Here is a 23,018-nt window from a genome sequence, read left to right as displayed (position 1 = left end):
TTCGGCATGACCATCGGCATGGCCCCGTCGGTGTTCAGCGCCCGGGCGCGCGGTGCAGGCGCCCGCCGGCGCGGAGCAGATTGCTGTCGGCGACCCGGCCGAGCAGATCGGCGGCCAGGGTCGCGGCGGCGAGGGTCGCGGGCAGATCGATGCCGGTGGCGATACCGCTGTCCTCGAACAGGTAGACCAGTTCCTCGGTCGCGATATTGCCACTGGCACCGGGCGCGAAGGGGCAGCCGCCGAAACCGCCTGCCGCGGCGTCGAAACGGCGGACACCGTGCAGATATCCCGACCATGCGTTGGCCAGGCCCTGCCCGCGTGTGTTGTGCAGATGCAGCCCGATCCCCACGCCCGGGACGGCGGCGTGGACGAGATCGACGACCTCGGCGGTCCGGCGCGGGGTAGCCGTGCCGACGGTGTCGGCGACGGACAGACCGTCGGCGCCGGCCGCCCGGGCGCGCGCCGCGATCTCGGCGACCCGGTCCGGCGGGGTGGGTCCGTCGAAGGGGCAGTCGAAGGCGATCGCGATGATCACCTCCAGTTCGCCGCCCGCGCGGTGGACCATCTCGGCGACGGGCCCGATCAGCGCGATCGACTCTTCGCTGGTACGGCCGACATTGGCGACACTGTGCCCATCGGAAGCCGACACCACGTACTCGAGCCGGGTCACGCCCGCGGCGAGTGCCCGCCGGACCCCGCCGAGTCCGGCCACCAGAGCGGAGAACGCCACGTCCGGCCAGCGGTGCAACCGGGCCGCCACCTGTTCGGCATCGGCGAGGGCCGGTATGGCGCGTGGGGATACGAACGAAGTGACCTCGATCCGGCCGACTCCCGTGGCCGCCAGTGCCGCGATGAGTTCGAGTTTGGCCTCGGTGGGGATGGGCGCCTCGATCTGCAGACCGTCGCGCGGCCCGACCTCCCGGATATCGACCTGTGCCGGGGCGTTCATGCGATGGTTCCCCGCGCGCGCAGTTCGCCGAGCCGGTCCGGGGTGTAACCCAGGATTTCGCCGAGGACCTCATCGGTGTGGGCGCCCGGGCGGGCCGGTCCGCCCCAGCGGACACCGCCCGGCGTCTCGCTCAACTTGGGGACCACGCCGACGCCCTTCACCGGTACCGGGTCGTATCCGGGGTCGGCGGGCTCCGCCGAGGGATCGCGGTGATCGACGAACAGGTCGCGGGCGAGGAACTGTGGATCGGCCATCACCTCGGCGACCGTATTGACCGGTCCGGCCACGACACCGGCCGCGGCCAGCAGGTCGATGAGTTCGGCGGCGGTGTACTCCACCGCCCACGCGGCGATGATCTCGTCGAGTGCGTCCTGGTTGCGGCCGCGGGCGGTGTGATCGATATAGCGCGGGTCGGTCGCCAGTTCGGGGCGGCCCATGGCGGCGGCCAGCCGTCCGAACACGGTGTCCTGGTTGGCCGCGATGATGACCCACAGACCATCTTTGGCGCGGTACAGATTCGAGGGCGCGATCCGGTCCAGCCGGGTGCCCGACGGCTGCCTGATATGCCCGGTCTTATGGTAATCGGGCACCGTGGACTCCTGGATCGCCAGCGCTGCCTCGGTGAGTGCCGCGTCGACGATCTGCCCGCGGCCGGTGCGTTCCCGCACCAGCAGGGCGGCCAGCACGCCTTGGAAGGCGAACATCCCGGCCAGGCTGTCGCCCAGCGACAGGGCGATGCGGGGTGGGGCCTGGCCCGGGAAACCGTTGAGATGCCGGAGGCCGCTGATGCCCTCGGCGACCGACGCGTAGCCGGGCCGGGAGGCGTAGGGCCCGGTCTGGCCGTAGCCCGACACCCGGGCGAGGACGAGACCGGGGGAGGTGGCGGTCAGCACGTCGTAGCCGATTCCCCAGCGTTCCAGGGTTCCGGGGCGGAAGCTCTCCACCACCACATCGGCGGTGCGCGCCAGTTCGAGGAAGATCTCGCGGCCCGCCTCGGTCCGCAGATCGATTCCGACGCACCGCTTGTTGCGGGCGTGGACCGTCCAGAAATACTGGTGTCCGCCTTCGGCCTGACCCCATTCGCGCAGCGGGTCGGGCCGGTCCGGGGCTTCGATCTTGATGACGTCCGCGCCGAGGTCACCGAGCAGCCGGCCGCAGTAGGGTCCCGCGATGAGCGTGCCCAGTTCCAGTACGCGGTAGCCCTCGAGTGGACCGCGCGGCGGCGCGTCCGCGCCGGGTCGCGAATCGGTGGTCATTGCATGCCTCCTCGAAACGGCAGGTGGTGGGAGCTGTCGTAGCGAACGAGGTGTCGGATCGGACGGGGAGATCCCGCGAAGAGGCCGGGTTCGTGCGGTACGACGCGTCGGCGCCGGTCAGGGCGCTCGGTCGAGATGGAGGGCTCCGACGCACATCTGATCGAGGGTCGCGAGCAGCGCCTCCTCGTCGGCGTCCTCGCCCTGGATCAGCCACAGGTACAGGGTGTGGTCCACCATGGCGGACATGGCGCGGGCGGCCAGTTCGGGGTCGAGGCCGGTGGGGACCAGACCTTCGGACTGCCAGCGGGCGATCGCGCGGGCCGTACGGTCGATCAGTTGGCGGCGGTGCTCGTGCCGGAGCAGGCGGAACTCCTCGTTGAACGTCGCGACCTGTTCGATGATCGCCATCATGGGCGCATTGCGCCGGTAGGCCTGGTAGTAGGACCGGTTCGAGGCGATCAGGCGTTCGGCGGGGGAGAGATCGGCCGCCGCGGGCTCGCGCCGGTGCATATCCTCGAAGAGCCGGTTGCTCAGTTCCCCGAAGACATCGTCCTTCGATTCGAAGTACCGGTAGAAGGTGCCGTAGGAGACCCCGGCCTCCTGGGCGATGAGTTCGACCCGCGCATCCAGGAATCCGACCGTCTCGAAGACGCGGCGGGCCGCGTCCAGCAGAGCGTCACGCGTCTTGCGTCCCCGCGGGGTCAGGGTGTCGACCGAGGCGGGGGAACTGTTGACAGATGACTTCGCCACGGGACAGACTATTCCCGAAGCTGACATGACTGTCAAGTCATGTTTTGCTCCTGCGGCGACCGCCGGAACGGCCGCTCACGCGACATTGTCGCCCATAGGAAGGATTGCGATGAACGACACCGACCCGAGGTACGAACTACGCGGGATCAACCATCTCGCGCTGGTCTGTTCCGATATGCGCCGGACCATCGATTTCTACACGGGTGTACTCGGTATGCCACTGATCAAGACCATCGAATTGCCGGGGGATCTGGGGCAGCACTTCTTCTTCGACTGCGGGAACGGCAATACCCTCGCGTTCTTCTGGCTCGCCGACGCACCCGACGCGGCGCCGGGCGTGGCAGCACCCAAGGGACTGCCCGACGCCGGTGAACTCGTGAGCGCGGTGGGGTCGATGAACCATGTCGCCTTCGCTGTACCGCCGGAGAAGTTCGACGAGTACTACGAGCGCCTGCGGGCCGAGGGGATCGAGGTCAGTCGCGTGCTCAATCACGACGACAGCCGCGCCGGCGTCTCCCGGGAGGTGCATCCGGGCACCTTCGTGCGCTCGTTCTACTTCCAGGACCCCGACGGCGTGCTGCTCGAATTCGCCTGCTGGACACGCACCTTCACCGAAGCCGACGTCTCACACGAACCGAAGACCGCCGCCGACCGCCGCGTCCCCACGTCGCACTGAGCCGAAAGGAGCGCCACCGTGCCCAGGTTGCGTGAAGTACCCCGTGCCGAAGTCACCGACGAGCGGATCCTGTTCTACTACGATCGGCTCTTCGGGCCGGACAAGGATCCGGCCGTCGATCACGGCACCGTCCATGCCACCCCCGGTGACTGGTGGACGGTGTTCGCCCAGTCACCCGAGGTGTTCCGGCACGCGGTCCGGGGTTTCGCCGTCTACCGCAACGCGACGCTGGACCCGGCCCTGCGCGAACTCGGCCAGAGCCGGGCGGGTTTCGCCCGCGGCAGTCAGTTCGTCTTCTCCCAGCACTGCAAGCAGATGCGCTCGCTCGGGGTGCCCGAGGAGAAGATCGAGGCCATCCCGCACTGGCAGGTCAGCGAGGTCTTCTCCCCGCTCGAGCGGGCTGTGCTGGCCTACACCGACGGGCTCGTCTACGACGGCGGCCGGGTCCCCGATGCGGTGTTCGAGGTGCTGCGCGGCGCGCTGAGCGATCAGGAGATCCTCGAACTCACCTATATCACCACGCTGTACGACATGCACGCGACGATCTGCCGGGCCCTGCGGCTCGAATACGACGATCGACCGGAGCTGATCGAGGAAGTGCAGCTGCCGGAGGGCGTGGCGGCCAGGGACCTCTCCGCGGACCTGTCCGGGGCCTGATCGGCGGTGCGGGCCGGGCCGCGGCCGAAGTTTCGGCTCGAGCTGCGGGCAACCGCTGACCGCGGCCGCCGCGGCGGCGACGATGGCAGCATGACCCAGACCGCACCGTCTCCGGACCAGGTGGTGGCGCAGCGCTACCGTGACCCCGCACCGGCGACCCCGGCCGAGTGGAACCCGGTGCTGCAGGTACTGCACGAACACCGATCGGTCCGGCGGTATCTCCCCGAGCCGCTGCCGGAGGGCGTATTGGAGTTGCTGATCTCGGCCGCTCAGTCCGCGCCCACCTCGTCCAACCTCCAGGTGTGGAGTGTGGTCGCGGTCCGTGACCCGCAGCGCAGAGCCCGGCTCGCCGCACTGGCCGGGGACCAGGAACAGATCCGGCAGGCCCCGCTGCTGCTGGTGTGGACCGCGGACCTCGCCCGGCTGCGCGGCCTGGCCGCCGCGCGCGGTGTGCCGCTGGACGGGGCCGACTATCTGGAATCCAGTTATGTCGCGTTCCTGGATGCGGCGCTGGCCGCACAGAACGCATTGGTCGCGGCGGAGTCGCTGGGGCTGGGCACCGTCTATATCGGCGCGATCCGCAACAACCCGGAGCAGGTCGCCGCGGAACTGGAGTTGCCCTCCGGGGTCTTCGCGGTGGTCGGCCTGGTGGTGGGCCGGCCCGATCCGGCCGAGGACGCCCGGGTCAAACCGCGGCTGCCGCAGGCGGCGGTGCTGCACGAGGAGACCTACACGCCCGCCCGGCTCGCCGATATCGACGACTACGAGCAGCGCATCGCGCAGTTCTACGCCGAACAGGATCTGGCGCATTCGTGGATCGATCGGGTCCTGGCCCGGCTGGGGTCGGCGAAGGCACTCAAAGGTCGCGACCGGCTGCGTGAATCGCTGGCGGCGCGGGGGTTCCCCCTGTACTGACACCACGCCGCGATGACGGCATCCCTCGGACCGAGACGGTTCACGGGCCCGGCCCTCCGGCCTCTTCTACCTGCGTCCGGCAGTGATCGCGGCCGGCGGTGGCGAAGGTGTCCGGCTGTCGGGCGGGTGTGCCTTCGAGGCGCGATCCGGCGTGGGAGACGAGGGCGGTATTCGCCGGTCTCGATCGGCCGAGGTCGCCGACGATGGGAAGGCGGTAGATCGTCGGCCGGCCGCGGAGCACAGCGATACCCCGTGCGCGACCGTGGTGCGAGCCCGCATGGGTGGCGGATGCGGCCTGGCCCGCTCGCGCGGTGCGGCCGTCACCGGCGACTGTCCGCGTGTCGCGGCGCGCGCGCGATGACCGGTGCGAGGATCGGGGGGTGCAATTCGCGCGGGGCCGCCGGGGTGCCGCCGGGGTCGTTTCAGGAGGTCTGTGTGGCGGCGTCGTCCGATCGCATCGCTCTGGTCACCGGGGGGTCCGGAGGTATCGGACGGGCCGTGGCCGAGCGCCTCGCCGCCGAGGGGATGACGGTGGTGGTGCACTACGCCGGTAATGCCGGTCGCGCCGCGGACGTCGTCTCCGCCGTCACCGGGTGCGGCGGGACCGCGATCGCGCTCGGCGGGGACGTGGCCGACCCCGACCGGATGGCGGAGCTGTTCGCCGAGATCACCGACCGGTTCGGCAGGCTGGACGTGGTGGTCAATACCGCGGGCATCATGCTGCTCGGCCCGGTGACCGACTTCGGTCTCGACGCGTTCGACCGGATGCACCGCACCAATGTCCGCGGCACCTTCGTCGTCTCGCAGTCGGCCGCGCGCACGCTCGCCCCGGGTGGCGCGCTGATCAATTTCTCGACGTCGGTGATCCGCCTCCAGCAGCCGGGTTACGCCGCCTACGCCGCCACCAAAGGCGCGGTCGAGGCGATGACGCTCATTCTGGCCCGGGAGTTGCGGGGCCGCGATGTGACCGTGAACGCGGTCGCCCCCGGCCCCACCGCGACGCCGCTTCTCCTCGACGGCAAGGATACGGAGACCATCGATCGGCTCGCCCGGATATCGCCGCTGGAACGACTCGGTGAACCGGCCGATATCGCGGAGACGGTGGCGTTCCTGGCCGGGCCGGGCCGGTGGGTGAACGGTCAGGTCCTCTATGTCAACGGCGGGGTCGCCTGACCCCGGCCTCGTGGTGTGTCGGCGCCCGGCGCGGTGCGCCGTCCGAGCCCGGGTGGTGGAATACGTGCGAGGTTTCCGGCTCATCGCGGATGGGCCGGCGGGCCGAGGGTTCCGGCGCCCGATTTCGATCACGGTGAGCCGACCCGTCGCCTCCGCCGCCGCGGGAATGGTCAACTGTCCGGATGAGCTATGGCCCCGTCGACCTGACCTACACCGCCGCCGAGCAACGCTACGCGAAAGTCCCGTACCGGCGCAGCGGAAACTCCGGCCTCGACCTGCCCGCGTTCTCGTTCGGACTGTGGCAGAAGTTCGGCACCGACTACCCCTTCGCGACCCAGCGCGAGATCATCCTGCACGCGTTCGATCTGGGTATCACCCATTTCGACAACGCCGACCGCTACGGTCCACCGCATCGGGCCGCGCAGAAGAATTTCGGCCGGGTGCTGGCCAAGGACCTCGCGCCCTACCGGGACGAGCTCATCCTGTCGACCAAAGCCGGGAACCCGATCGGGCCGAGCCCCTACCTGAAGGGCGGCTCCCGCAAATCGCTGCTCACCTCGCTCGAGCACAGCCTGCGTGATCTCGGTACCGATTACGTCGATATCTTCTACCACCACAGCCCCGACCTCGGCACTCCGCTGGAGGAGACCGTGGGCGCCCTGGCCGGCGCGGTGCAGCAGGGCAAGGCGCTCTACATCGGCATCTCCAACTATCTGCCCGATCGCGCGCACGAGGCCGCCGAGCTGCTGCGTGAAGCGGGCGTGCCGTTGCTCATCCATCAGGCGCGGTACTCCATCTACGATCGCCGTCCCGAACAGAACGGGCTGCTGGACACCGCCCGGCGCGACGGCTTCGGCGCCATCGTCTATTCGCCGCTGGCGCAGGGGCTGCTGACCGACAAGTACCTCGAACGGATCCCCGAGGGCGCCCGGGCCGCCGACAGCACCTTCCTGTCCCCCGATGCCATCGACGAGACGTACCGGCGCCGCACCGCCGAACTGAACAAGATCGCCGCGGCGCGGGGACAGTCGCTGGCCCAGCTCGCGCTGCAGTGGGTGCTGCGGCGGCCGGAGGTCACCTCGGCGTTGATCGGCGCGAGTAGCACGGCACAGCTCGACCACAATCTCGCCGCGCTCGAGTTCCCGGAGTTCACCGATGACGAACTCGCCCTCATCGACGAGCACGGCATCCACGGAACCGGGCTGAATCTCTGACGCGGTGCGCCCGGCTCAGTCGCGCAGCAGCGGCAGGAGCCGGGCGCCTTGGCGCCGGATCTCGGGCAGGTAGGGCGTATCGGACAGCACGAAGTGGGTGATGCCCAGATCCTGGTAGCGGCGCAGCGATTTCGCGACATCCTCGGCCGAACCCACCAGCCATGTGGTGCCCGCGCCACCGCCGCCGACGGTGCCCGGGGTGGTGTAGAGATTGTCGTCGAGCACTTCGCCGCGCGCCGCCAGGTCGAGCAGGCGCTGCTGCCCGACCGCCGCATGCCGCGGTGCGCTCCGATCGTGCGTTCTGGCCATCTCGGCAACCTTGGCCTCGGCATCGGCCCACGCCTGTTCGGTGGTGTCGCGGACGAAGGTGGTGATCCGCAGACCGAATCGCAGCGGCGGCAGGACCCGGCCGAGTTCCTCGCCCAGGGAGCGCAATCGGTCGATGCGTTCCCGGACCCCCGCCAGCGGCTCACCCCAGAAGAGCTGGACATCGGCCTCGGTCGCGGCGACTCGTTCGGCGGCCGCGGACGCGCCACCGAAGTAGAGGAGCGGATGCGGGCGGCCCCCGCGCACGGCGATCCGCGGCGTGACGGTGGAATCGGTCACCCGGTAGTGCTCACCCCGGTAGGTGACATTCTTCTCGGTCCACAGCCGGCGGACCAGCTGGAGGAACTCCCGGGTGCGGGCGTACCGGTCGGCCTGGTCCTCCTCGGCTTCGCCGTAGGCCGCGAGATCGTCCTTGCCGGAGACGATGTTGATCCGTAGCCGGCCGCCGGTGAGATGATCCAGACTCGCGGCGGCGGAGGCGAAATGGGCCGGACGCCAATACCCGGGCCGGACGGCGACGAGTGGTTCGAAGGTCGTGGTGCGGGCCGCGAGCGCGGTAGCGACGGTGAACGTATCCGGCCGCCCCCAGCCGGTGCCGATCAGCGCTCCCTTCCACCCGTACTCCTCGAGTGCGCGCGCCTGGGTGGTCAGCGTTTCCAAGCTGTTGTGATCGGCGGTGACGGCGTCACCGCGATGCCCGGGAACCACCTGGTTCGGGATGTACCAGAGGTATTCGGCCGTCGGGGTGGCGGCTCCTGTTCGATCGGGCATCGAGAGTCTCCGTTCGGGCCGGGCGGTGGATCGGGACCGGTGCGCGCACCGGGTCGTCCGGGGGTGATCACTCCGAACGAACAGATTGCGCTCCTGACCTTTTCCGGGCTACGGACCGGATCACGGTGATTCGAAAACAGGGGTCGCCGACGCTGTTCCGATTCGACGAGGGGCGGCTATACGGACCGCGTGGAGCGGGTGATCACCCGGAGCGGGAGCGCGCGATCCGCCGCGGCGGATCCAGGGCCCGGTTGACAAGCCGGTGGTCGTCTGCCACCCTCTCACCAGGTCATGAGTGCCAGCGCGAAGCCCCGGCTCGCTGGCCGGCAACCCTCCTCCGCGGTGGGGTGCCCCGGGTGACGACCTGGCCGCTGCTCGACCGAGCGCGGCAAGCGCGGACTCCGCTCGTTCGAACCCCGGAGTCCCTCGATCGAAGGGATTGCGCGATGACCGCTGTACTCGACCCCACCTGTGCGCCCGCCCGGGTCTCCGGCGACGACCTGCGGGTGCCGTTGGTGCAGGGCGGCACCCGCACCTACGCCAATTTCGACTACGCCGCCAGCGCACCGGCGCTTGCGCAGGTCACCGCGCGGGTGGCCGATCTGCTGCCCTACTACGCGAGCGTGCATCGCGGCGCCGGGTACGCCTCGCGTATCTCCACGAGCTGCTACGAGGCGGCCCGCGAAACGGTACGCGGCTTCCTGGGCTGCGCCGCCGACCAGGAGGTGGTGTTCACCCGGAATACGACCGACGCGCTCAACCTGCTCGCCGCCTGCGTACCCGGCGACACCGTGGTCCTCGATATCGAACACCACGTCAACTTCCTGCCCTGGGCCGGTCGCGGCCGCCGGGTGGTGCGCGCCGCCGGCACGCTCACCGAGACCGTCGATCGTCTCGCTGGCGAACTCGGCGCGAAACCCACGGCCTTGCTGGCGGTCACAGGCGCCTCCAATGTCACCGGTGAGGTACTGCCGTTGCCGGAGCTGGCCGCGCTCGCGCATCGCCACGGCGCGCGGATCCTGGTGGACGCGGCGCAATTGGCACCGCATCGGCGGATCGACCTGTGCGCCAGCGATATCGACTATGTGGTCTTCTCCGGGCACAAGCTGTACGCACCCTACGGCGCCGGCGTGCTGGCCGGGCGCCGCGACTGGCTCGATGCCGCACCGCCGTATCTGGCCGGTGGGGGCGCGGTGACCGAGGTCACCGCGGATACCGTCGCCTGGGCGGCCGCGCCGCACAGGCACGAAGCCGGCTCACCCAATGTGCTGGGCGCCGCGGCCCTGGCGGCCGCCTGCGCGGCCCTCACCGAACTCGCCGCGTCCGCCGAAGCGCACGAACGGGTGCTCACCGACCGGTTGCGCACCGGGCTGGCGGGGATCCCCGGTGTCCGATGCCTCCGGATCTGGGCCGACAGCACCGACTGCGTGGGAATCGTCGCCTTCACCGTGGACGGCTTCGAACCGGGCCGAGTCGCGGCCTACCTGTCCGCCGAACACGCGATCGGAGTGCGTGACGGACGCTTCTGCGCCCACCCGCTGCTGGCCCGGTTCGGGCTCGACGCCGCGCTGCGGGCCAGTATCGGGCTGGGCACCACCGCGGGCGATGTGGACCGGTTGGTCGACGCGGTGGGGGCCCTGGTCGAGGCCGGACCGCAATGGGATTACGCCTGCTCCGACGGCCGCTGGGACCCGGTTCCGGAGACCCGCCCCGGCCTGATCGGAGGATCGGGGAGCGGGGCCGTCGCACCGTGCGCGGTGTGACCTACCGCGTGCCATGTGAAGATGGATCGGATCACATGGTGCCGGCCGGTGTCGCCGGCAACCCGATACCGACCCTCTGAGTGAGCCGAGATGACCGTCGAAATCGACATATTGACCGATGCGGCAGATGCGCGGGCCGCGCAACAGGTCTTCCGTACCGCGATGGTCGGGGGTCCGCCGATCTCGGCGGAAGCCGCGGACGGGCTGAACGAACCCGGACGCACCCTCGGCGCCCGGGTCGACGGTGAACTGGTCGGGACGGTCAATTCCTACACGAGCTGGCTGATCGCACCTGGGGGCGCGCGCCTGCCGCACGCCGCGGTGACACACGTCGGCGTCCTGCCCACCCACGCGCGGCAGGGGATCGCGGGCGCGCTGCTGCGCCGGCAGCTCACCGAGATCGCCGCACGCGGGGAGATAGTCGCCTCGCTGCGCGCTACCCAGGGTGGTATCTACGAGCGATTCGGGTACGGCGTCGCCGGCTCGTCGGCGCGCTGCGAGATCGATGTGCACCGGGCCCGCTTCCGCGACACCGTACCCGCCACGGGGCGGGTCCGGTTGCTCGCGCCCGCGGAGGGCTGGGAGGTACCCGCCAAGATCTACGCGACCGCGGAGGTGACGTGGACCGCGGCGATCGATCGTCCCTCGTACTGGTGGCGGTTACAGGAGCTGCTGCGGGCCCAGGGCCATGTCGCCGTGCACGGGGAACCCGGCGCGGAGGACGGCTTCGTGCGCTATCGCCCGGCCGAATCCCCGGACTGGGTGCGTGGCCCACGCCGGACCGTGGTGGTCGACGACCTCGTCGCCACGACTCCCGCCGCCTTCGTCGGTCTCATCCGCCATCTGCTCAGTGCCGATATCGTCGACGCGGTCGTGCTGTCCGCGGTCTCGCCCGACACCCCACTGCGGCAGCTGCTGGTCGACGAGCGGGCGGCCCGGGTCACCGATGTGCACGACGAGACATGGCTGCGGCTCGTCGACGTCCCGGCGGCGCTGGCCCGCCGCACCTATCGCCCCGGCCGGCCACTCGTCGTCGCGGTCACCGATTCCCTGCTGCCCGCCAACACCGGTACCTACCGGATCGAGGACGGCGGGGTCACCCGGGTGGACGAGCCCGCGGACCTCGCTGCCGATGTGGCGGCGCTGGGTGCCGCCTACCTCGGCGGCACCCGCTGGCGCCACCTGGCGCTCGCGGGCCGCGTCACCGAGCTCCGGCCCGGCGCCGCGGCGACCGCGGACGCGCTGTTCGAGGTGGACGAGCACCCGTTCAGCGGGACGTACTTCTGACCGCTTTCCCGGTCCGGGTGGCCGCGTAGTGCGCCGCGATCTCGTCGCTGGTGGTGACCCATACGCCGGGATGCTCGACAATGTAGGCCAGGGCCTCGTCGAGGTAGCGCGCCCGGAACGCCTGCCCGGTGACGAAGGGATGCAGGGCCAGGGCGAGGACGCGGCCGCTCGTCTCGGACTCCGCCCACAGCCGGTCGAGCTGATCCCGCACGATCCGGACGAAATCGGGACCGGTGAGCCCGGTGCCGAGGAACAGGGTGTTGTCGTTCAACTCCACCGAGTACGGCACGCTGAACAGGCCGGGAACACGCAGCGGATAGGGCTGGTCGTCGTTGGTCCAGTCCAGGACGTAGTCGACGCCGAGTTCGCGCAACAACGCCGGCGTGCGGAAACTCTCGGAGAGCGCGGGGCCCATCCAGCCGCGCGGTCGCTGTCCGGTGCCACGTTCTATGGTGGTGAGAACGTCCGCGAGATAGGCGCGCTCGTCCGCGGCGGCGATCTCGGCCTGCAGGACGGAATTGTTCCGGCCGTGTGCGAGCCAGGCCCAGCCGCGTTCCCGGCCGGCTTCGATGATGCGCGGATAACGCTGCACCACATCGGAGTTGAGCAGGGCACTGGCCGGGATGCCGTGCCGATCCAGCGATTCCAGGATCCGCCAGAACCCCACCCGGGGGCCGTAATCGCGCCAGCCGTAATTGAGCGGATCCGGGATCTGCCCGGCGGTCCCGGGGAAGATACTGGTGGAGGGCCGGTCGACCCGGTAATGCTCGATATTGAGTCCTACGTAGAACGCGACGCGCGCACCGCCGGGCCAGTGGATCGGGTCGCGGTCGACGATGGCGCTGTAGTCGAACAGTTCGTTGTCCATTCGGCTATGGTCGAAGCTTCACACAGATGTGAAGGTCAAATCGTTCGAGCGAGGTGGGTGGAATGCGGATCGGGGAACTGGCACGGCGCACCGGTACCGCGCCCCGGTTACTGCGCTACTACGAGGAACAGGGCCTGATCGTCGCCCAGCGGTGCGCCAACGGGTACCGCAGCTACGACGAGCGGTTCGTCGATCGCGTCCTGCAGATCCGGGGGCTGCTCGATGCCGGGTTGCCGACCCGGATCATCAAACAGATCCTTCCGTGCCTGGACAAGCCGCGGTCGATCTACTTCCCGGACGCCACACCGGAGATGCTCGCGACCCTCGAGGGCGAACGGGACCGTATGACCGAGCGGATCCGCTGTCTGGAGCGGAACCGGGACGCCATCACCGAATACCTCTGCGCGGTACGCGAATACGGCGAGCGGGGAGCGTAACGGCCGGGCCGTCACAGGTCCCGTGGCGCTTCGCGGAACGGGTGTGCGCAGCGGGTAGGCTCCGATACTCGTGCGGACCTCACGGATACTGTTCGCGGCCGGCGTGGCCGTGCTGGGCTGGGGTGAGTGGGTGAACTGGCGGTCGTCGCGGCGGCTCGTCGGGTCCGCGACCGGCACGAGTGAAGCGGTCGTCGTCCTCGGATTCCGTAACTCGGCGCCGAGAGCCAATGCGTTGAACAGATGGCGGGTGCGTGCCGGGCTGCGCTCCTGCAGTCCCCGGTTCGACACCCGGCTGGTCTTCTGCGGTGGCGCGGTCGCAGGGGTGCGGTCCGAGGCCGAACTGATGGCCTCCTATGCGCGGGAACGCGGCTGGTCCGGCCCGGTCGCACTGGATACCGCCTCGCGGAGCACCTGGGAGAACATCGAGAACGCCATCGCGCTTATCGCAGACGCCGACCGGATCAAAATCGTCTCGAATCCGCTGCACGCGGAGCAGGGCCGCCATTACCTGGCCGTCATGCGACCCGATCTCGCGGCCCGCCTGGTGCGCGGCGCGGAATACCGCTTCGGCGAGTGGGTTTTCGTCAAACCGCTGTTCGCGGTCCTCGGGTACGCGAAGCGGGGCAGGGGGCCGGTGCCGCTCGGACGGTAGCCCCGGCGGGGTCATTCGGCGAGGCGGCGTTCGACCGATTCGACCTTGGTGTTCAGCGTATTCGTCCGGCCGGGCCGGATATCGGCCTTGATCACGATGCTGCACCGACCGGATTCGGCCAGTACCGCATCGGTCGCGGCCTTGATGACACCCATGACCTCATCCCATTCGCCCTCGATCTCGGTGAAACTGGCGGCGGTCCGGTACGCGAGTCCGCTGTCCCGGATGATCCGGACCGCGGTGGCGACCTGATCCCCGACGCTCTCGCCGGTGCCGATGGGAGTGATCGAGAAGGCGGCGAGCATATCGCACTCTCCTGGTTCGTCGTGGCGGATGGCTGCGCTGATCTCCTTCACCGTACGCAGATCTGCGCGAAGCACCCGCCACCGCGTGCCGGCCGGTCGGCGCAGTCGCCGCCGGCCGGGCACCTCCGCTCGCCCACGGTCATACCGGATCCGCTTCGCGGGCGCCGTCGGGACGCGCGGCCGGGGCCCGTCGTGGTCGCGGTCGCCACCGGGTGATGGCGACTCCCGCCAGGCACAGCGCTCCGCCGGCAAGGGCCGGCGGGCCGGGCACTTCGCCGAGGAAGAGCCACGACATCGCGACCACGAGCGCCGGTACCGCGTAGGTGGTGGCGCCCACCTGTCCCGCGGTCATCCGCGCCAGGGCATATGCCCAGGTGGTGAAGGCGACGGCGGTGGGGAACACGCCGAGGTAGACCACGCCGAGGGTGGCCGACAGCGGCGCGGCGGCCGCCTCGCCGGCCAGCTGCCCGGTGAACGGCAGGCACGCGAGCGTGCCCACCACGCATCCGCCGGTGGTCACCTGCAGAGCCGAAGCGTGCGCCAGCGCGGGTTTCTGGACGAGCACCGCCACCGCCCAGGCGACCGCCGCCACCACACACAGCACGACCCCGAGTACGGTGGCCGCGCCCTCGGAGCCGGACGATCCCACCACCACCGCGCCGGTGAACGCCACCGCGATCCCGGCCATGAGTCTTTTCGGGAAACCCTCGCCGAGAAAGAGTCCGCCGAGCAATGCGATCATGACCGGCCCGGTGTTGATCACCAGCGCCGCGGTGCCGGCGTCGACATACTGCTCGGCCCAGTTCAAGGCCACCATATAGATCCCGAACCACAGCACTCCGGATACGATGATCCCGCGCAGTGCCGAGCGCGGGGGGAGGCCGGCGCCGGTGAGCAGGAGCAGCGCCACGAGAACCACCGACCCCGAGGCCAATCGGCCCAGTGCCAGCGCCCCCGGTGAGAAATCCGCTCCCGCGGTGCGGATGACGACGAACGCCGATGCCCACAGTACGACGGTGACGGCCGCGGCGACCAGCGCGCGCCCCCGGAACAACTCGGTCATGTGTCGAAGGTAGTTTCACCGTCGCCGCCGGATCCAGGCAATATTTCGCATGCGAGCGCAAGTTTGAGAAAACATCGATCGATGGACGCCGGCCCCGCGTGTATTTCGCCAACTATCCTGCCACGCTGCGTATCTCGTATTCAGGTCCGACTCCTTCCGGGCCATGGCGGCCCGGGTGGCCGAGCAGGTCATGCGTTCAGTCGGCGGCGAACGCCTTGTATGTGTAGTGTCTCCAGGGATCTGAAACACGCATGAACGGGCAGGGCGCATGAGCGGAATCGATGGATGTCTGGAACGGATCATGGACATCCCCGGTGCGCGCAGCGTGACATTGGTCGATGGCGCGAGTGGCCTGGCGGTCGCCGCGGCGGGGCAGCACCATATCGTCGATCAGCACGAGGACGCGGCGACCACCACCGATGTGGTGCGCGCGGTGCTCGGCTGTCCGGCGCTGACCACGGGCCCGACCGGGGACGACGTCGACGAGATCATCGTCTGCGGAACCGGCGGTTACCACCTGCTCAATCTGGTGGACGGTGATTTCGGCGGCCGCCTCTTCGTTCATGTCCTGTTCGACGAGGAGTCCGGCAATCTGGCGATGGCCCGGTTCCGGCTACGCGGCATCCTCGCCGAACTGGCCGAGGACGGTCATGCGCGTTGAGCTCGCGGACGAATTGCAGCGATTGGAAGACGAAGGCCGGACCGGTGTCCTGCGCGTAGGTGACGGGGAGTTCCATCTCGCCGGCGGCGCCATCGCCTCCGCCACCTGTGCGCGCACCCCCGGACTGGATCGTTTGGTGGTCGAGGCCGGGGTGGCCAGTGCCGAGGACTGGGAGCGGGCGGGCACCGGGGACCCGGGCCCCCTGCTGGGCCGGCCGCTGCTGGAAACCCTGGCCCTGCTCGCCGTTTTCGATGCGGCGTATTTTCTGCTGCCTACGCCGGTGGAGCCGGAGTTCCGGCCCGCACCGGCGCACTGGTTGTCGGCGGTGTGCACTATCCGGCCCCGGACGCTGGTCCGCGAATGCGCGCGCCGCGGTGACCCGGGCTCGGGGCCGTGGCCGGCGGAGCTCGTCGACCGTGCCGCGGTCGTGCCGGTGCGCCGGATCCGGCGGCGCCGGGTACTGCTCACCGGTAGCCAGGCCGAGGTACTGGCGGCGGCCGACAATCGCCGCAGCGTGACCGGAATCGCCCGTGACCTGGGCCGCACCGCCTACGGCTGTCTGGAGGCGGTGCGGGATCTGACCGTGGCCGGGTTGATCGAACCGCCGGGGGGCACACCGGCTTCCGCGGCCGGTACGCCCGCCGCCGGCCCGGCCGACGCGGCGGAGCCACCGCTGCGCCGCCGGATTCGAAATGCCACACCGGTGCCCGACGGAGACGAGTGGGAACCGGTGGATCAGGAACTGCTCACCCGGCTTCGAGCGGCTCTGGAGGACCTCGCGTGACGGCGCGCAAGAATCTGCTCGGTGAACTGATGGGAAGGCTGACCAAGGTGCCGATGACCGGTTCCGATCCCTACGCCGCGGTGACCGCGGAACTTCGGGCGTTGCGGGAACGCGTGCCCCGGTTGACCGGGGCGCTCGTGGCCTCCAGTGACGGCCTGCTGGTGACGCACGATCTGCCCGCGCATATCGAGCCGACCGGGATGGCCGCGTTGGCGGCGGCTCAGCTGTCGCTGTCGGATCGGCTCGCCCACACGGCACAGGGGGGCGGTTTCCAGGAGGTCGTGGTCGACGGCACCGGCGGACATGTGGTGATCTACGCGGCCGGCTGGGCGTCGTTGACCGTGCTCGCGGCCCCGGAGGTGAATATCGGCCGGCTGCACCTGGAGTCCCGGCCGGTGGCGCGCCGGATCGCCGAACATCTGGCCGCCGTGGCGAAGAACTCCGGCGGCAACGGAAGAACGCAGTAAACGAAAACCATCGAGAGGAACGACCTGTGTCCGATATGGATTTGGCACTCAAGGACATGATGTCGATCGACGGCGCCCTCGGCGCGGCCGTCGTGGACTACAACAGCGGTATGGCACTGGGCGCGCTCGGGAGTTCGAAGGCCCTGGACCTGAACGTCGCCGCCGCGGGCAACACCGAGGTGGTGCGGGCGAAGCTGCGCACGATCGAACAGCTCGGCCTGCAGGAGGACATCGAGGACATCCTGATCTCGCTCAGCAGCCAGTACCACCTCATCCGGCCGATGACCGGCCGCAAGTCGCGCGGCCTGTTCCTGTATCTGGCCCTCGACCGCGCCCGGGCGAATCTGGCACTGGCCCGGCACCGGCTGCGCGGGATCGAGGAGGAGCTCGAGGTCTGAGCCGGGCCGGGCGCGCACGTCAGGTCGTGGCGGCGAGCTGCGGTCCCTCGGCGGGTTCGCGGATATCGGCCGCGGGTGGATCCCGGTAGAGGTCGGCGATCCGCGCCGCGTACTTCTCCGCGACGACCTTGCGTTTGAGTTTCATGGTGAGCGTGACCTCGTCGCCGCCGGCTTCCCAGAAGACCGGCAGCACGAGGAAACGTTTCACCTGTTCTACCCGGGACAACTGCGCGTTGCCGGCGGCCACGCCGGCCCGGATCGCGGCGATCACCGACGGGTCGGCGGCCAGGGCCGCGGCCGAATCGTCGGTGAGGCCGTGTTGTTTCGCGTACGGGCCGGCGGTTTCGGCATCGAGCACGATGAGCGCGGTGTTGTACGGGCGGCCGTCCCCGATCACCGACATGGCGCCGATCAGCGGCGTCGCCGCCTTGATGGTGTTCTCGATATGCGTCGGCGACATGTTCTTGCCGGAGGCATTGATGATGATTTCTTTCTTGCGGTCGACGACCCTGAGATATCCGTCCTCGTCGACCGTCACGATATCGCCGGTGTGCAGCCAGCCCTCGGCGTCGATCGCCTCGCCGGTCTTGTCCGGCTGCCCCCGGTAACTCTTCATCACCAGCGGGCCCCGGACGAGGAACTCGCCGTCCGGGGCGGTCCGGTACTCCATTCCCGGTAGCAGTTTGCCGACCGTGCCGAGCCGCACTTCGGCCGGCGGGCTGACACTGCAGATGCACGACAGCTCCGACATACCCCAGATCTCGGTGATCGGGACACCGAGCCCGGCGAAGAACCCCAGGGTCGCGGGAGGTATCGGGGCGGCGCCCGAGAGCGCCCAGCGCATCCGGTCGAACCCCAGTGCCGCGCGCAGACCGCGCAGCACCAGCTCGTCGGCGCGCCGCCATTCGGCGGCCAGGTCGTCGGGCAGTGGGGTGCCCGCCAGCTCGTGGTCGCCACGGGCGGTGGCCACCGACAGCGCCCATTGCAGCGCGGCCCGTCGCTCGGCGTCGGGTTCGGCGGCGGCCTTGTATTCGATGGCGGCCCGCAATTTCTCCCAGATCCGCGGTACCGCGCCCCACAGCGTCGGCCGCAGATTCGCCAGCGCGGGCGCGATGAGCTTGGGGTCGGCGACACAGGTGACCTGGATGCCGAGAACTTCCTGCACGTACAGGGCGGTGAGCCGGTCGGCGATATGGGCGCTCGGCATGAACGAGGTGATGGTGTCGCCGAATTCGATACCGAGCACCTCGGCGATCCCGTAGACCTGGAACAGCAGGTTGGCGTGGGTGGTCTCCACGCCCTTGGGATTGCCGGTGGTGCCGGAGGTGTAGATGAGCGTGGCCACATCCTCGCCCCGCACGCCTTGCCAGGCGGCGTCGAAGTCGAAATCGGGGCGGGCCGCGGCGATCACGTCGGAGACCGAGAGGGTCCCCGCGGGGGCCTCGTCCAGGCAGACGATGTGGTCGAGTTCCACCCCGCAGGACCGCAAGCGCGCGACGTACTGCGGTTCGCAGATCACCACCCGGGCCCCGGCATTACCCAGGACATGGTTCAGCTGATCGGCGGGCAGGGTGTTGTAGACCGAGAAGGAAGTCGCGCCGAGATGCTGGGCGGCCACCTCGACCGGGTAGAACTCGATCCGGTTACCCATCATCAGGGCGACGGTGTCGCCCCGGCGCACGCCCAGTCCGTCGAGGCCGGCTGCGAACTCGCGGACCTGGGCGGCGTAATCGGACCAGGTCAGGGTTTGCGCGTCACCCGGGGTCCGCAGGGCGACCGCGGCGGGTTCGACCGTGGCGATGTGCTGGAACGCGGCAGGGAGAGTGGGGAAGCGGGCTGTGCTCACAGCGAGGCCTTTCGGGGTAAGACCGCGGCGGCGGTGGTATCGAGGACCGAGGAGACGAAGCGGGCCGCCGATCGGTAGGCGAGGCGCGATTCGGGCACCAGGGCGGGCAGCACCTGGAATGCGTGCATCTGGTCGCGCCACACCCGAAGTTCGCAGGTGGCGCCGGCGCCGGTCCAGCGTTCGGCGAGGGTGACGCCGTCGCCGCCGAAGAATTCGGTATCGCTGGTGTGGATCAGGGCCGGGGGTAGCGGCATGCCGCGCACGGGCCGCAGATCGTAGGGAGCCGGGGTGAAATGCGCGACCGCGCGGCGCGACAACCTCGGCGAGAGCAGCCCTTCGGCCGCCCCTCCCGGGAAGCCGGCGGCGAGCGCGAGACTCAGATCCGTCATCGGGGAGAACAGAATCAGGCCCGCGGGCGGGGCGGAGCCGTTGCGCGCGTGGGAGATGGCGAAATCGGCGGCGAGGAAACCGCCGGCCGAATCGCCCGCGACCACGATCCGGCCGGGGCGGTGCCCGCGCGACGTCAACCACCGGAAGGCCGCGGCGACGTCCCGGGGCGCTGCCGGATACGGATGTTCGGGCGCGAGCCGGTAATCGAGGGTGAACACCGGCAGCCGGGTCGCGGTGGACAGCCGTGCCGCCACCCCGCGGTACCCGGCAGCGGAGCCGGCGACGAAACCGCCGCCGTGGACGTAGAGGATCGCGGCATCGGTCCGGGTCGCCCGCGGGCCACGGACCCATTCACCGGCGACCGTGCCGTACCGGATCCGATCGACCGCGGTACCACGCGGCGTGGGCGCGGCCGCGCGCAGCGTCCGGTCGATCAGCGTGCGGGCGGCGGGCAGGGTGTAGGTGTTCACCGGGGTGAACTGCGCCAGACGGCGCGCGGTGAGCGCGGACAGTTGCCGGACGTACCGGGCCCGCAGCGATCCGCGCGCCGGTTCGCTCATCGGCGCCGCTCGATCGCGCGGACCAGTTCGTGCACGGTGGCATCGGCGGCCAGCCGCCGGTCGAGCACGGTGTTGATCGCCCCGCGCAGCAGCGCGTAGGGCTGCCAGCCGCTGGGCGCGATGGTCCGCGCGGCGCGGCGCGCGATCCCGTCGGCGATGGTACGGGCGGCCTGTTCGGCGGTGATACGCACATTCAGCGGCCAGGGCAGCAGATCGTTGATCCGGCGGCCCAGATCGTCGGCGTCGAGCATATCGTGGGTCATCGCGGTCTCCACGACCCCGAAATAGGCGATCCCGGCGGTGGCGCCGGAGGCGCCGAGTTCCACCCGCAGCGCCCGGCCGAGCTGCTCGACCGCGGCCTTGCTGACCATATAGGGCGAGCCGCCCATACCCGGCGCGAAAGCGGCGCACGAGGAGACGACGACCACGTGTCCCCGGGACCGCACGATATGGTCGAGCGCCGGATGCACGGTATTGAACACGCCGGTGAGGTTGATGCTCATGACCCGGTCGAAATCCGCCGGGTCCATGCTTCGGATGGTCGCGGGCACCGGGGTGACCCCGGCATTGGCGACCACTACGTCGAGGCCACCGAACCGCTCGGCGACCTCGGCGATCACCTCGTCCATCCGGCCGCGGTCCGCGACATCGCCGGCGAAACCGTACGCGTTCGAACCCAGCGCCCGCGCCGTGCGCTGAGCGGCCGCCTCGTCGATATCGACCACGATCACCACCGCGCCGCGCCGGTGCAGGATGGTGACCAGTTCGAGTCCGATGCCCTGGCCCGCACCGGTGACCAGTACCGTCTTGCCCTTCACATCGAAGGTCGCGGTGGGCGAGAGCCAGCCCAGCGGGTCGGGAAGCGTGGGTCTCATGCGGTCACCTCGTAGGATTCGGCGTCGAACTGCCTGGTGCGCCGCCGGTATTCGAAACTCCAGTTCGGGTAGAGACCGGCATTGCCACCCTCGGGAGTGGTGTAGTAGCTCTGGCAGCCGCCGGTGAGCCAGACCGTGTCCGCGCTGCGCTGGGCCATCTCCTCGACGAACGCGTCCTGGGTCTCCCGGCGCACCTCCACCCGGCGGGCGCCGTGGGCGCGCAGGGTCTCGAGCGCGTCGACGATATAGGCGATCTGCGATTCGAGCATGAAGATGGCGGATTGATTGCCGGCGGCGCCGAAGGGGCCGAGCGTGCAGAAGAAGTTCGGGAAACCGGCCATCGCCGCGCCCAGATAGGTCTGCGGCCGCCGGTGGTACAGGTCGGCGATCGAGAGGTCGTCGCGCCCGATGATGCGCTCGAAAGCGGTCGGGATGGGGGTGAACCCGGTGCCGTAGATGATGGTGTCGACCGGGATCTCCACGCCGGCCCGGGTCAGGATCGAGTGCGGGCGCACCTCGGCGATACCGTCGGTGACCACCTCGACGTTCTCCCGGTCCAGCGCCGGCAGATAGGCGTCGGAGAAGATCGCGCGTTTACAGCCGATGATGTAATCGGGGGTGGCCTTGCGACGCAGCTCCGGATCGCGGATCTGGCGCCGCAACTGGAGCCGGCCCAGCATCTCGTAGGGATGGCGGAAACGATTGTCGACGAACCCGACCAGGCCGAACCCTTCGATGAGGGTGTACCAGGTGCCGCGGATCGCCTTCTGCGCGAGCGGTATACGCCGAAGCAGGGCGCGCTCGAGCCCCAGTGTCGGGCGGTCCATCCGCGGCACGATCCACGGCGCGGACCGCTGGAACACCGTCAGCCGGGCCACCTGTGGCGCGATCTCGGGAACGAACTGCACCGCGGAGGCGCCGGTGCCGATCACCGCGACCCGTTCCCCGGTGAGGTCGTGCGCGTGATCCCAGTGCAGCGAATGGAACGCGGTGCCCGCGAAGGTGTCGAGACCGGGCAGCTCGGGATACTTGGCCTCGGCGAACACTCCGGCGGCCGAGATGAAGAAATCGGCGGTGAGCGCACCGCGCGAGGTCTGGATCCGCCACAGGTGGGCGGCCTCGTCCCAGCGGGCCTCGGTCAGCTCGGTACCCAGCCGGATATGGCGCACCACATCGTGATCGGTGGCGACCCGGCGCAGGTATTCCAGGATCTCGCGCTGCTTACCGTAGGTGCGCGACCAGTCCGGGTTGGGCGCGAACGAGTAGCTGTAGAGCTGGGACGGGACATCACACGCGCAGCCCGGGTAGGTGTTGGCCTGCCAGGTGCCACCGAGATCGTCGGCGCGTTCGAGCAGCACCAGATCGTCGAAACCGGCCTCGCGCAATTTGATCGCCAGCCCGATTCCGCCGAATCCGGCGCCCAGCACGACGATGCTGTGGTGTTCGGGTGTGCTGTCGTTCATCGGGCCCCCACCGTCTCGGTGCGGACGCGGCGGCCGGTGCCGGTGGCGATGGTCTTGGTGACCAGTCGGTTCACCGGGCTCGCCGCGGCGAGCAGCGGACGCAGCACCGCGCTGCCCTCGAGGGCGAAGGTCCAGATGATCCGGGTGCCCGTGGCCAGCGGCAGCAGGGTGATGTCCTCGGCGAACCGTTTCAGGCCGGGCACCGAGGCGGCGTCCACGGTGAAGGTCATCCGGGAGCCCTCGTCCCAGCGATAGAAACGTTCCGACAGCCGGACCAGGCCGCCGAGGGTGACATCGCGGGTGGTGCCGACACCGAACGGCCGCGGTGCGGTCCACCGCGCCGCGGTGACGACCGGCGACGACGACACCAGCGCGTCGTCGGCGACCAGCGTGTCCCACACCTGCTGCGTGGGGGCCTGGATATCGACGATATGGGTGTAGCGGTGGGCGGCGGTGTCCAGGAAGGCGTCGTCGGACGGAGACAGGGCGAATCGTGCGCTCATGGAGCTGA

The 23,018-nt window shown here is 69.8% G+C and carries 25 protein-coding genes and 1 riboswitch; of the genes, 13 read left to right on the top strand and 12 right to left on the bottom strand.

Annotated elements, in window-relative coordinates; genetic code table 11:
* Positions 1–34: 34 nt before the first annotated feature.
* The 3 genes from ON38_RS14840 to ON38_RS14830 form a co-directional block, all read right to left on the bottom strand.
* Entirely contained in the window at positions 35–949 is a 915-nt protein-coding gene (locus ON38_RS14840) for a hydroxymethylglutaryl-CoA lyase (RefSeq protein WP_039825369.1), read from the bottom strand.
* The gene (locus tag ON38_RS14835) at positions 946–2,205 is read right to left on the bottom strand and encodes a CaiB/BaiF CoA transferase family protein (RefSeq protein ID WP_039825368.1); all 1,260 of its coding nucleotides are present in this window, start codon (positions 2,203–2,205) and stop codon (positions 946–948) included. The genes ON38_RS14840 and ON38_RS14835 overlap by 4 nt, the downstream gene beginning before the upstream one ends.
* A 117-nt stretch (positions 2,206–2,322) precedes the next feature.
* Positions 2,323–2,955, bottom strand: coding sequence for a TetR/AcrR family transcriptional regulator (locus ON38_RS14830; RefSeq protein ID WP_039825367.1), 633 nt, complete (start codon positions 2,953–2,955; stop codon positions 2,323–2,325).
* A gap of 109 nt (positions 2,956–3,064) precedes the next feature.
* Here ON38_RS14830 and ON38_RS14825 point away from each other — a divergent pair, with 109 nt between their 5' ends.
* From ON38_RS14825 to ON38_RS14800, 5 genes are all read left to right on the top strand, one after another.
* Positions 3,065–3,631, top strand: a complete 567-nt coding sequence (locus ON38_RS14825) for a VOC family protein (protein ID WP_039825366.1) — start codon at positions 3,065–3,067, stop codon at positions 3,629–3,631.
* A gap of 18 nt (positions 3,632–3,649) precedes the next feature.
* On the top strand, positions 3,650–4,288 hold the full coding sequence (locus ON38_RS14820) for a carboxymuconolactone decarboxylase family protein (protein ID WP_039825365.1): 639 nt from the start codon (positions 3,650–3,652) through the stop codon (positions 4,286–4,288).
* Positions 4,289–4,378: 90 nt separating this feature from the next.
* The gene (locus ON38_RS14815) at positions 4,379–5,203 is read left to right on the top strand and encodes an NADPH-dependent oxidoreductase (protein ID WP_039825443.1); all 825 of its coding nucleotides are present in this window, start codon (positions 4,379–4,381) and stop codon (positions 5,201–5,203) included.
* Between the two features lie 435 nt (positions 5,204–5,638).
* On the top strand, positions 5,639–6,376 hold the full coding sequence (locus tag ON38_RS14805) for an SDR family oxidoreductase (RefSeq protein ID WP_039825442.1): 738 nt from the start codon (positions 5,639–5,641) through the stop codon (positions 6,374–6,376).
* A gap of 182 nt (positions 6,377–6,558) precedes the next feature.
* Complete coding sequence (locus tag ON38_RS14800; protein ID WP_039825363.1) at positions 6,559–7,590, top strand: aldo/keto reductase; 1,032 nt, start codon at positions 6,559–6,561, stop codon at positions 7,588–7,590.
* 15 nt (positions 7,591–7,605) lie between these two features.
* Here the strand turns inward: ON38_RS14800 and ON38_RS14795 are convergent, their stop codons facing one another.
* Positions 7,606–8,688: an LLM class flavin-dependent oxidoreductase gene (locus ON38_RS14795; protein ID WP_039825362.1), complete on the bottom strand. Its 1,083-nt coding sequence runs from the start codon at positions 8,686–8,688 to the stop codon at positions 7,606–7,608.
* 287 nt (positions 8,689–8,975) lie between these two features.
* Positions 8,976–9,089, top strand: a riboswitch (SAM riboswitch).
* A 45-nt stretch (positions 9,090–9,134) separates the two neighbouring features.
* On the opposite strand from ON38_RS14795, the gene ON38_RS14790 reads away from it, so the two are divergent.
* On the top strand, positions 9,135–10,451 hold the full coding sequence (locus ON38_RS14790; protein ID WP_039825361.1) for an aminotransferase class V-fold PLP-dependent enzyme: 1,317 nt from the start codon (positions 9,135–9,137) through the stop codon (positions 10,449–10,451).
* Positions 10,452–10,541: 90 nt separating this feature from the next.
* Positions 10,542–11,738 carry a GNAT family N-acetyltransferase gene (locus ON38_RS14785; RefSeq protein WP_039825360.1) on the top strand — a complete coding sequence of 399 codons (1,197 nt, stop codon included), beginning with the start codon at positions 10,542–10,544 and terminating at the stop codon, positions 11,736–11,738.
* On the opposite strand, the gene ON38_RS14780 is transcribed toward ON38_RS14785, so the two are convergent.
* On the bottom strand, positions 11,719–12,606 hold the full coding sequence (locus tag ON38_RS14780) for a polysaccharide deacetylase family protein (RefSeq protein ID WP_039825359.1): 888 nt from the start codon (positions 12,604–12,606) through the stop codon (positions 11,719–11,721). The two genes, ON38_RS14785 and ON38_RS14780, sit on opposite strands and share 20 nt — an antisense overlap.
* A gap of 62 nt (positions 12,607–12,668) precedes the next feature.
* Between ON38_RS14780 and ON38_RS14775 the strand changes: the two genes are divergently transcribed.
* Together ON38_RS14775 and ON38_RS14770 are read left to right on the top strand one after the other, a co-directional pair.
* Positions 12,669–13,043, top strand: coding sequence for a MerR family transcriptional regulator (locus tag ON38_RS14775; protein WP_039825358.1), 375 nt, complete (start codon positions 12,669–12,671; stop codon positions 13,041–13,043).
* A 70-nt stretch (positions 13,044–13,113) separates the two neighbouring features.
* On the top strand, positions 13,114–13,695 hold the full coding sequence (locus ON38_RS14770; RefSeq protein WP_039825357.1) for a YdcF family protein: 582 nt from the start codon (positions 13,114–13,116) through the stop codon (positions 13,693–13,695).
* Between the two features lie 11 nt (positions 13,696–13,706).
* On the opposite strand, the gene ON38_RS14765 is transcribed toward ON38_RS14770, so the two are convergent.
* Positions 13,707–14,075: an MTH1187 family thiamine-binding protein gene (locus ON38_RS14765; protein ID WP_373281217.1), complete on the bottom strand. Its 369-nt coding sequence runs from the start codon at positions 14,073–14,075 to the stop codon at positions 13,707–13,709.
* A gap of 64 nt (positions 14,076–14,139) precedes the next feature.
* Complete coding sequence (locus tag ON38_RS14760; RefSeq protein ID WP_039825356.1) at positions 14,140–15,063, bottom strand: DMT family transporter; 924 nt, start codon at positions 15,061–15,063, stop codon at positions 14,140–14,142.
* Positions 15,064–15,331: 268 nt separating this feature from the next.
* Here ON38_RS14760 and ON38_RS14755 point away from each other — a divergent pair, with 268 nt between their 5' ends.
* From ON38_RS14755 to ON38_RS14740, 4 genes are read left to right on the top strand one after another with little or no spacing between them, the layout of a single operon-like run.
* A complete protein-coding gene (locus tag ON38_RS14755) occupies positions 15,332–15,724 on the top strand; it encodes a hypothetical protein (protein ID WP_039825355.1) in 393 nt (130 codons plus the stop codon).
* Positions 15,714–16,508 (top strand): hypothetical protein, encoded by a 795-nt coding sequence (locus ON38_RS14750; RefSeq protein ID WP_039825354.1) that lies wholly within the window; start codon positions 15,714–15,716, stop codon positions 16,506–16,508. Before ON38_RS14755 ends, ON38_RS14750 begins: the two co-directional genes overlap by 11 nt.
* On the top strand, positions 16,505–16,975 hold the full coding sequence (locus ON38_RS14745; protein ID WP_245564045.1) for a roadblock/LC7 domain-containing protein: 471 nt from the start codon (positions 16,505–16,507) through the stop codon (positions 16,973–16,975). The genes ON38_RS14750 and ON38_RS14745 overlap by 4 nt, the downstream gene beginning before the upstream one ends.
* Positions 16,976–17,001: 26 nt before the next feature.
* Positions 17,002–17,373 carry a hypothetical protein gene (locus tag ON38_RS14740; RefSeq protein WP_039825353.1) on the top strand — a complete coding sequence of 124 codons (372 nt, stop codon included), beginning with the start codon at positions 17,002–17,004 and terminating at the stop codon, positions 17,371–17,373.
* A 19-nt stretch (positions 17,374–17,392) separates the two neighbouring features.
* Here ON38_RS14740 and fadD11 read toward each other — a convergent pair whose 3' ends face one another.
* From fadD11 to ON38_RS14715, 5 genes are read right to left on the bottom strand one after another with little or no spacing between them, the layout of a single operon-like run.
* Entirely contained in the window at positions 17,393–19,219 is a 1,827-nt protein-coding gene (gene fadD11 / locus ON38_RS14735; protein WP_039825352.1) for a fatty acid--CoA ligase FadD11, read from the bottom strand.
* A complete protein-coding gene (locus tag ON38_RS14730; protein ID WP_051164770.1) occupies positions 19,216–20,169 on the bottom strand; it encodes an alpha/beta hydrolase in 954 nt (317 codons plus the stop codon). Before ON38_RS14730 ends, fadD11 begins: the two co-directional genes overlap by 4 nt.
* On the bottom strand, positions 20,166–21,044 hold the full coding sequence (locus tag ON38_RS14725) for a short-chain dehydrogenase/reductase (protein ID WP_083872693.1): 879 nt from the start codon (positions 21,042–21,044) through the stop codon (positions 20,166–20,168). The genes ON38_RS14730 and ON38_RS14725 overlap by 4 nt, the downstream gene beginning before the upstream one ends.
* A complete protein-coding gene (locus ON38_RS14720) occupies positions 21,041–22,507 on the bottom strand; it encodes a flavin-containing monooxygenase (protein WP_039825351.1) in 1,467 nt (488 codons plus the stop codon). The genes ON38_RS14725 and ON38_RS14720 overlap by 4 nt, the downstream gene beginning before the upstream one ends.
* On the bottom strand, positions 22,504–23,010 hold the full coding sequence (locus ON38_RS14715) for an SRPBCC family protein (protein ID WP_039825350.1): 507 nt from the start codon (positions 23,008–23,010) through the stop codon (positions 22,504–22,506). Before ON38_RS14715 ends, ON38_RS14720 begins: the two co-directional genes overlap by 4 nt.
* Positions 23,011–23,018: the final 8 nt, after the last annotated feature.

It is taken from the genome of Nocardia testacea NBRC 100365, assembly GCF_000308775.1.
GTDB classification, from domain to species: domain Bacteria; phylum Actinomycetota; class Actinomycetes; order Mycobacteriales; family Mycobacteriaceae; genus Nocardia; species Nocardia testacea.
The sequence above is the reverse complement of the archived record's forward strand: the minus strand, read 5'-3'. Positions and strand labels throughout refer to the sequence as shown.

Bases quoted from the DNA above. Each gene is read 5' to 3' on its own strand.
- ON38_RS14840 (WP_039825369.1), bottom strand. From the start codon at position 949: ATGAACGCCCCGGCACAGGTCGATATCCGGGAGGTCGGGCCGCGCGAC.
- ON38_RS14835 (WP_039825368.1), bottom strand. From the start codon at position 2,205: ATGACCACCGATTCGCGACCCGGCGCGGACGCGCCGCCGCGCGGTCCA.
- ON38_RS14825 (WP_039825366.1), top strand. From the start codon at position 3,065: ATGAACGACACCGACCCGAGGTACGAACTACGCGGGATCAACCATCTC.
- ON38_RS14815 (WP_039825443.1), top strand. From the start codon at position 4,379: ATGACCCAGACCGCACCGTCTCCGGACCAGGTGGTGGCGCAGCGCTAC.
- ON38_RS14800 (WP_039825363.1), top strand. From the start codon at position 6,559: ATGAGCTATGGCCCCGTCGACCTGACCTACACCGCCGCCGAGCAACGC.
- ON38_RS14795 (WP_039825362.1), bottom strand. From the start codon at position 8,688: ATGCCCGATCGAACAGGAGCCGCCACCCCGACGGCCGAATACCTCTGG.
- ON38_RS14790 (WP_039825361.1), top strand. From the start codon at position 9,135: ATGACCGCTGTACTCGACCCCACCTGTGCGCCCGCCCGGGTCTCCGGC.
- ON38_RS14785 (WP_039825360.1), top strand. From the start codon at position 10,542: ATGACCGTCGAAATCGACATATTGACCGATGCGGCAGATGCGCGGGCC.
- ON38_RS14780 (WP_039825359.1), bottom strand. From the start codon at position 12,606: ATGGACAACGAACTGTTCGACTACAGCGCCATCGTCGACCGCGACCCG.
- ON38_RS14775 (WP_039825358.1), top strand. From the start codon at position 12,669: ATGCGGATCGGGGAACTGGCACGGCGCACCGGTACCGCGCCCCGGTTA.
- ON38_RS14760 (WP_039825356.1), bottom strand. From the start codon at position 15,063: ATGACCGAGTTGTTCCGGGGGCGCGCGCTGGTCGCCGCGGCCGTCACC.
- ON38_RS14755 (WP_039825355.1), top strand. From the start codon at position 15,332: ATGAGCGGAATCGATGGATGTCTGGAACGGATCATGGACATCCCCGGT.
- ON38_RS14750 (WP_039825354.1), top strand. From the start codon at position 15,714: ATGCGCGTTGAGCTCGCGGACGAATTGCAGCGATTGGAAGACGAAGGC.
- ON38_RS14730 (WP_051164770.1), bottom strand. From the start codon at position 20,169: ATGAGCGAACCGGCGCGCGGATCGCTGCGGGCCCGGTACGTCCGGCAA.
- ON38_RS14725 (WP_083872693.1), bottom strand. From the start codon at position 21,044: ATGAGACCCACGCTTCCCGACCCGCTGGGCTGGCTCTCGCCCACCGCG.
- ON38_RS14720 (WP_039825351.1), bottom strand. From the start codon at position 22,507: ATGAACGACAGCACACCCGAACACCACAGCATCGTCGTGCTGGGCGCC.
- ON38_RS14715 (WP_039825350.1), bottom strand. From the start codon at position 23,010: ATGAGCGCACGATTCGCCCTGTCTCCGTCCGACGACGCCTTCCTGGAC.